Origin of the sequence: Spirulina subsalsa CS-330, from assembly GCF_028330765.1 — a bacterium.
GTDB lineage: Bacteria > Cyanobacteriota > Cyanobacteriia > Cyanobacteriales > Spirulinaceae > Spirulina > Spirulina subsalsa_A.
Map to the genome: position 1 here is coordinate 20,877 of NZ_JAQMTY010000092.1, position 8,714 is coordinate 29,590.

Annotated in this window: 4 protein-coding genes and 1 tRNA gene; all 5 read right to left on the bottom strand. The window is 53.1% G+C overall.

The window, feature by feature from the left end; genetic code table 11:
* Positions 1-209 precede the first annotated feature (209 nt).
* Positions 210-5,873 carry a PAS domain S-box protein gene (locus PN477_RS06140; protein ID WP_272147089.1) on the bottom strand — a complete coding sequence of 1,888 codons (5,664 nt, stop codon included), beginning with the start codon at positions 5,871-5,873 and terminating at the stop codon, positions 210-212.
* A gap of 518 nt (positions 5,874-6,391) precedes the next feature.
* Positions 6,392-6,473, bottom strand: a tRNA-Leu gene (locus PN477_RS06145).
* A complete protein-coding gene (locus PN477_RS06150; RefSeq protein WP_272122101.1) occupies positions 6,452-7,324 on the bottom strand; it encodes a M48 family metallopeptidase in 873 nt (290 codons plus the stop codon). The genes PN477_RS06145 and PN477_RS06150 overlap by 22 nt, the downstream gene beginning before the upstream one ends.
* A gap of 41 nt (positions 7,325-7,365) precedes the next feature.
* On the bottom strand, positions 7,366-7,785 hold the full coding sequence (locus PN477_RS06155) for a tetratricopeptide repeat protein (protein ID WP_272122099.1): 420 nt from the start codon (positions 7,783-7,785) through the stop codon (positions 7,366-7,368).
* A gap of 73 nt (positions 7,786-7,858) precedes the next feature.
* Complete coding sequence (locus PN477_RS06160) at positions 7,859-8,212, bottom strand: HesB/IscA family protein (protein ID WP_272122097.1); 354 nt, start codon at positions 8,210-8,212, stop codon at positions 7,859-7,861.
* Between the last annotated feature and the right edge of the window lie 502 nt (positions 8,213-8,714).

The window sequence follows — 8,714 nt, forward strand, 5'->3', positions numbered from 1 at the left end:
ACTTGCAAGGGTGAGATGTATCTAGACTACATGCAACAAACGTGGGTTCAAAATGATGATACTAAAGATATTGCCAATGGATCACAATCAAGACAACAGGCGTTCAAAGAAAAGAAGACTCAAACGCCACCTAGCAATATTGATCAACGTTTTCTCTGCTATTAACCATTTGGGCTGATTACTTTTTTCCTCTAGAGTAACAAAAAAAATCAAGATTGGAGTAACTCCTGGATCATTGTGATGAGATTGCGTAGTTTTACGGGTTTACTGAGATACGCATTGGCTCCGGCGGCGAGGCAACGATCGCGATCGCCCGTCATGGCCAAAGCGGTGAGGGCAATAATCGGAATTGTCGCAATTGTTGCATCCTGCCGAATCGTTTGGATCGCCTCTAAACCATCCATGCCCGGCATTTGAATATCCATTAAAATGATGTCGGGCTGTTCGGCTTGGGCGATCGCGATCGCTTCGGTTCCCGTCTTCGCGAAAATAAGCTGATAGCCCTTCGCTTCTAAATACCCCGATAGGGTCAAAACATTCGCCTCATTATCTTCCGCCAATAGAATCAGCGGGGTCACAATCGGTTGAGAGGAATGGGTTGGAGAGTCGGCACTCCCTGGGGCGGACGAGTTCAGTTGTGCCATGGTTTCCTCCGTTCCGGTGACTAAACCCGGCAGATAAATCATAAAACAACTGCCTTGATTCACTTCGCTAACCACTTCCACATAGCCCCCGTGTAATTCCACAATCCGACGCACGAGGGCCAAGCCTAAACCTGTGCCGCTATATTGACGATTGAGGGCGCTATCAATTTGGATAAAGGGTTGAAATAGACGGGATAAATCATCCTTTGCAATGCCAATGCCGGTATCTTGAATGGCTAACTTAATCATCGATTCATGATGATCCGTGGCGGTCACAAGGGTTACGGTGAGGGTAATTATGCCGCCGTCGGGGGTGAATTTCACGGCATTGTTGAGCAAGTTAATCAAGACTTGACGAATCCGGCGTTCATCGAGGGTGATGTGTGGAAGATGTGCGGGAATGTGGGTTTTGAGGGTGATTTTCTTTTTATAGGCTTGTTGCTTGATGAAGCTCAAGCTTTGACGGCAGAGGGGCGCGATCGCGGTGGGACTGCAATCGAGGTGAACTTGCCCGGCCTCAATTTTAGAGAGGTCGAGAATATCGTTGATTAGGGAGAGTAAATGGGTGCCACTTTGTTCAATGGTATGTAAGGCTTTGGTTTGGGCGGGGGCGATCGCGCCAAACACCTGGTCTTGGAGGCCTTCGGTCATGCCTAAAATGGCATTTAAGGGGGTGCGTAGTTCGTGGCTCATATTGGCGAGAAACTCATCTTTGAGGCGGGTGGCCCGTTCGAGTTTTTGGTTGGAGAGGGCGAGTTCTTGGTTGCGTTCGGTGAGTTTTTGTTCGGCCTGTTGGCGTTCGAGGAGTTCCGCTTGCACCTGCTCAAACAGATCCGCCTGTTGAATGGCGATCGCTAATTGATCACCGATTTTGCGCAGGAGGTCAATTTCCCAGGTTTGCCAAACGCGGGGGCGATCGCATTGATGGGCAATGATCAACCCCCACAGACTACCCTGCTGCACGATGGGAACCACCAACTTCGCCCGCACCTGAATTTCCGCGAGGAATTCCACCAAACAGGGTAAGACCTGTTGGGGTTGAGCGTCGCGATCGTGGAGGGCAAACACTCGCCCCTGCACATAGCGATCGTAGTTTTCCTTCGGAAAGACCTCCTCCGGAAACTCCCGATCCAGCAAGCGCGACCAACCGGGCAGGGCGGATTCTGCGATCGCGGCTCCATTGCCCCAGGGAAACACCCGATAGACCAGCACCCGGCTACATTGCAGCACTTGATGTACCTCTTGCACCGTCGTATTGAGCACATCCGCCAGGCTCAAGGACGATCGCATCTGTTGGGTAATGCTGGCTAAGAGATGATCCTTTTGGGCTTGTTGGCGGACAATGCGCTCGGCCTGTTTGCGCTCCGTCACATCTCGACAGACACAGATCAGCAAGTTTTCTGCCGTCAGGGTGAGGGATAATTCTTCGACAAAGGTAGACCCATCGGTGCGTTTAGCGATCGCTTCCCCCTTCCAGGCGCGATCGCGTTTCAGCGCCGGAAACACCTCCCGCTTAAACCGTCGGATCTCTGACGCTTCGTACAACATCTGCCAAGATTGCCCGATTAGCTCCGACGATTTCGTCAACCCAAACAGCGTCAGATGGGCATCATTCACCGCGATGTAGGTATCCCCTTGCAGCACACCAATCCCATCGATCGCCGCCTCGATCGCCGCCAATTGCCGCTGAATCTCCACTTCCGCCGCTTTTCGCGCCGTAATGTCAAACCGAATCGCCAGATACTGCACCGGAGCGCCCTGATCATCCAGAAACGGCACAACCGTTGTATCCATCCAATAGGGTTCCCCCGTCTTGGTACGATTGCACACCTCCCCCCGCCACACTCGCCCCTGGCGGATTGTCTCCCACAGTTCCCCAAAAAATTCCGGCGGATGGTAGCCCGACTTCACCAAACGATGCGTTTGCCCAATCACCTCCGCCTGGGTGTAGCCCGATCGCTCACAAAACCGATCATTGGCATAGAGGATCGTCCCGTCGGTATCTGTAATCACCACGATCGCCGCTTGATCAATGGCAGATTTAAAATTCGTCAATTCCTGTAAGAGGGTTTGGCGTTCCTGCTCCGCCGTAATCCGCTCAGTCACATCAAGATTCGTCCCGACCATGTGGGTGATCTTCCCCTGGGCATCGCGTTGAATCAGCGAGTGGGCATCGATCCAGCGCACCTCGCCCGTCGGCTGCACAATCCGAAATTGATCGACAAATTCGCACACCCCTGTTAATGCTTGTTGAATTTTCGCCAGGGTGGCCTCGCGATCGTCCGGATGGAGGATGTCGCGCCAGTAGTCCACCTGTCCTGTAAAGTCGTCCGCCTGAATGCCGTAGATTTCAAACATGCGATCGTCCCAGGTGAGGTGCTGCGCTTGGATATTCCAATCCCAAATCCCGATCGCCACAGACCGTAGCGCGATCTGGAGACGATAGTTGAGGTTTTGGAGGTGAATGGCGGCGGCTTTTTGGGCGGTAATATTTTCGGCAATCCCTTCGACGGCGATTAATGTCCCGGCCTCATCCCGCACCGGATGTTGGTGTAGGGCGATCGTCCGGATCTGGCCGTCAGGGTGGCGGAATTGCAGTTCACATTGTTGAGGTTGGGACTGTTGCGGATGTTGGAAAAAGTCGTTTAGGATGGCGTGGCTCTGGGCGTGGCTCTCCGGGAGCCATTGCACCGCTTCTAACCAGGGTTGACCCAGTAAATCCGCCCGATCTTGGCCAAAAATCGCTTCGCAACCGCTGCTGACATAGGTCAAGCGCCCTAATTTTCCGGTATGGCTGAAAATCAGAAATTTACTGCCAATATCATCCACTAGGCGTTGATACCGTTTTTGACTGTCTCGGAGGGCTTCGAGGATGTTTTTCTGGTGGGTAATGTCGCGGAAAATGGCGCGGGCAGCCACCGGATATTCCCCTTCATAGCGACAGTTAATGCTCCCTTCGACAACGATTTCCCGGCAATCTTTGGTGAGAAAGAGTAATTCCATCCGGTCAAGGTAGCAGCGATCGCCCGCTTGAATTTCAGCGAGCATCGCCCGGCAAGAGTCATGATAATCCGGATGGAGCACATCAAAAATGGTCAGGTTTTCCACCTCTGCGGCGGTATAGCCTAAGGTATTGAGCCAGGTTTGATTGACAAATTCAAAATGACTATCCGCCAAGCGCACACTTTGAATTAAATCATTGGCATTTTCTAAAAATTCTTGGAGTTGAAGATCTTGTTCGCGGAGTTGTTGGGTGCGTTCTTGGACGCGGGTTTCGAGTTCGGTGTTGAGGGTGGCGAGGGCAATTTCGACTTCTTTACGGTCGGTGATATCCTGCACCATGCCCCGCGATCGCAAGGGTGTCCCATCCTCGGCATAATCCGTTTCACATTGTTCGTGAACATATTTCACCCGTCCATCAGGCATCCAGAGACGATGGACAATATCATAGGGGTGCTGCTCGCGTAAATGATCCCCATAGGCTTGCTGAACTAGGGCGAGATCGTCCGGGTGGACTGCCTCAAAAAACACATCCTGGGCTGAATTAAAATCCAGGGGATCGCGCTCAAAAATCCGTGCCACTTCTCGTGTCCACGACAGGTCACCCGTCTGCACATCGTATTCCCAACTGCCCACCTTGGCGAGTTTTTGCGCGTCGTTTAAGCGTTGTTCGACCTGTTGCCGATCGTGTAATTCTTGGTGTAACTGGGCATGGGTGGTGGCCTGTTGAATGGCGATCGCTAAATGCACCGAGAGGGTTTGCAAGAGTTCCACTTCGGCGGGTTGCCACTGGCGGGGAAAGTCCCGCTCTGTCACATTCAAAAAACCCCACAATTGGTCATTACACAACAGCGGAACCATCACTTTGGCGCGGGTATAGATGCGCCGCAACAAGTCCCGATGACACGGGGCGATCGCGGCGGTTTCAATGTCGGGCACAATGTGAATCTTGCCCTCGCGATAGGGTTCGGTGAGGGACTCAGCAAAACATTCATCGAAAATATCTGCCCCTACAAGTAAGTCGGGGGAATCGGTGGCTTCGGCCACAACGCGGGTATGGTATTGGTCATCCATTTGCCACATCGTGACGCGATCGCACTGCAAAAGCTGATGAATCTGAGCGACAGCGGTGTCGAGGATGGTTTGTAAATCCAACGAGGAGCGAATCTGGAGGGCGATCGCATTGAGAATCCGATCCTGTTCAGCTTTGTGGCTGAGTTCTGCGGTGCGGGCCTGCACTTGGTGCTCTAGGTTGCTGGCCCGCTGCTCTAACAACGTCATCTTTTCGGCTTCGAGGCGCTGTACCTTGGCTTCGAGCATCTCGGCCAAGTGGAACAATTCAATGGGGTTCAGGACATTTAATAAACTGCTCTGGGTGATAATGCCTTGCAACTCACCGCGATCGTCCGTCACCACCACCCGCCGCACCTGATGCTCTTCCATCGTCGTCTGCACGTGCCACAGACTATCCTCGGTCTGCACTTCAATCACGGGCTGGCTCATTAGCGTGGCAGCGTTGCAATGGGACAAATCCACCTCTAGGCTGCGAAACCGCACCACATCCCGCTCCGTGATCATCCCCACCGGACGCTGGATCGCCGCGTCTCCTTCCCCCTGGGTGGCCACGATCACGACACAACTCACCCGATGCTGCGCCAAGATTTGCGCGATCGTCAACATCGACACCTCTGGCGCAGCGGTAATCACCGCCGGACTCATCACCTCATGCACCCGCCGCAAGCGCAACAAGTCCACGGGGCGGGTGGTGTGCCGCAGACTCTCATGGGTGAGGAGGCCGGAGAGGCGACCGGCGGCATCCACGAGGGGTAAATGGCGGATGTGATGCTGTTGCAACCGATTGATGGCCACTAATACATCGGTGAATTCCGCCTCTGGTAAGGTCATGACCGGCGACTGCATCCCGTGGGCGATCGTCCAATGGGTCAAATCCTGTTGCGCCGCACAGTAACGCACCACATCCCGCTCGGTGAGAATCCCCGTAACGCGATCGTCTTCTAACACCAACACACAACTCGATCGCGCCTCCTGTCGCCAGGCGGCTTCCCGTGTAGCGAGATCCTGGGAGCAGTAGTTTTTGGATTGGTTCATGGTCGCGATCGCCGCCATTAAGGGGGTGTCGCCGGTCACGGTTAAGGGGTCACGAATAATGGCGGCTTGAAGATCCACTGGCGCGATCGGGAGGGCATTTTTGTGCATAATGACATTCAAGGATCTGTATAAATAACTACTTTTTATGCGTTAATTTTAACCCTCTTGAGAATGGGAACTCAATATTTTCTAAACAGAGGAAATAAACTTCAAGATTGTTGATGGCCGCAATCACTTCGCTGCATCAATTACCTTGAACGGGGTAGGGCGATCGCTACTAGTGCAGAGTCAAGACTTAATATTCGGATTGTCTTGAATGTCCAACGCCCAACGTGACGGTGTGTTACGCTTCGCTAACAGCACCCTACAAACATCCTAATTCTTGGCATTGACGCTGCACTAGGCTGATGTTGCCCTCCTTCACTAACTGTAAAGCCTGGATTGTTGCCAACAAGGGGCTCTTGAAGGGTAAAAATTTATCCATGCTCAATGGTCTCAACGTCCCTCTCCCTGCGGGCTATTGAGGATCGAGGCAGGATTGGGGCAGCGAGCGAGAAGCTCGCACGCCAAAGAATTTCAGGATTGCAAAAACGCGACAAACGCGACTTAAGAATATTAATCTTAAGTCGCGTTTGTCATGGGTAAGGAGAGACTCGAACTCTCACGACCGAAGCCGCCACATTTTGAGTGTGGTGCGTCTACCAATTCCGCCACTCACCCGTATTTGATGCTTTGCCATTATAGCCCCCTCGATTCGATTCCAGCAAGGCCTGATAATCAGAAGATTGGGCCCAGCGTTGGACTTCGCGGGCGCGGAGTACGGGGAAGGGGTGAGTTAACTGCTGGACTTGGGCCGATCGCAGCAGGTGGCCGAGTTCGTGGGTGGCGATCGCATCATAGTCCCGCGCTTGGGCCACAAAGGCATCCAGATTCAACATCGGAGCCAAACGCGGCGACCCGCCCGCCAGCTTCATCAACACCGACATCACCACATCGGGGTTTTGGCAGGCGAGAAGGGCAGCGCGATCGCAGCTCAATTCCGCACAGCGCGACCATGCCAACATCCGATCCTGTAATGCCTGAGTCAACAATGCTCCCCACGTCGGCACGATCGAAGCCGCCAGCACCATCACATTCGCCAAGGTCATATAGACCCCATGCTCACATTTCAAATGCCCCAACTCATGGGCAATCACCGCCTGCACTTCTTCCCAGGTCAACAGGTCAATCAGCGCCGTATGAATCACAATAAAGGGCCGCTTGCCCCGCATCGCCAGGGTGTAGGCGTTGGGGGTGGGGTGCTGCTTGACATAGAGTTGGGGCGACTCCACATCGAGGATTGCGCAGGCTTCGAGGAGGAGATCATGGAGCTGCGGCAATTGCTGCGGCCCGACTTGCACCGTGGCGGCCACATTGTTGATGAACATGAATTCTTCCACCACCGGCCCCAACATCGTCCGAATGGCAATATCCAAACCCGGCACTTGTTGCAGTGACTGGGTGGCATCTTGGTCGAGGGGATGGCGGAATTGGCTGGCTTTTAGCCCAATGAGCGATTGCTTCGGAGCCATTTTAATGTGTCAGAAGAGAACAGGGGCGCGATCGCAAAACCTTACTCCGTCAGCCATTTTTTCAGACGTTGCAATGCTTTCCAATCGGGCTTACGGCTCAAACCATCTTCAATATTGTCGATGATATCTTGGCGGATTTCGGGGCTAGCGGCCATCATGTCTTGGGCGGCTTCTACATGATCCCGCACCCCCGTTTTGCCGGTTTCCAACATCGCCAGGGCGAGATTGATCCGGGCTTGGGGGGCGTTGGGGTCAAGTTTAATCCCTTTTTGGGCAGCGCTGAGGGCCTGTTCGCCCTTGTTGGTCAGGAGATACAGCCAAGCCAAGCTCGACCAAGCGGCGGGATTTTTGCGACCGCGATCGCAAACTTCACGGAACACCGGAATGAGCGTTTCCGGACTTTCCCCCGCTTGATAGCGTTCCAGGCCACTTTCATAGAGTGAGGTTACAGAATCTGGCATAGTTCCAATCGTTAAGCAACGTCTTCGCACATCAGCGCGATCGCTTAGTGTACACCGTTCTGCGGGTTACGGCCTACACCCCGAAAGACTTACCACAGCCGCAGGTTTGGTTGGCGTTGGGGTTCGTAAACTGGAAGCCGCCGCCGATGAGGGCATTGCTGTAGTCCAACTGCATTCCGTAGATATACAGCAGACTTTTGGGATCACAGATAATGCGGAAGCCGTTGTAGTCATAGACTTCATCATCCTCGCGAATATTCTCAGCCGTCTCAAAATCCATCGAGTAGGACATTCCCGAACAGCCGCCATTACGCACGCCGACCCGCAGGCACAGATCGCTACCTTGCTGCGATCGCAGTTTTTGCAGATGTTCGAGGGCAGTTTCGGAGAGCAGAATACCTTTTTGAGAGGTTTGAGTTGCAGTCATAGCAAATACCGAAGACTAAAAAGGGTGGATGGTTCACCACAGGCAATGCCTGCTTAGACACCATCTTAGCGATTTCTGCCTGTCGCGGAGCAGCGATCGTCCTGAAATTCTCCCCCTGGGCTTGGGAATCGTCCTAGCCGCAATCCCCTTTGCGCCGACTCATAGATGCGACCCGACGGTGCATCGCGCCGCCTTGGTTCGATGTTCGTGCGCCTTCAAATTTTGTTAGCCTGATTGGACAAACGATCAAGGACATAACTCAGGGTATTCACGGATTTTTTTAATCAAGATGGCCATTCAGAACTTTATTGCCTCAGTAGGTGTACGGAAATTCGGGCGTATTTTCTATCGATAATTAACATCTATCTTAAATGCAAAAAGAGGACTCCCGCTACACCGTTAGGTTAGCGGTGAGATGAATTTTTGCCAACAAATAAACCGACCAACGGGAGACGACTGAATTCAGTTTTGTGTTAAAATCGAGAAGCCAACGCACCCAAGT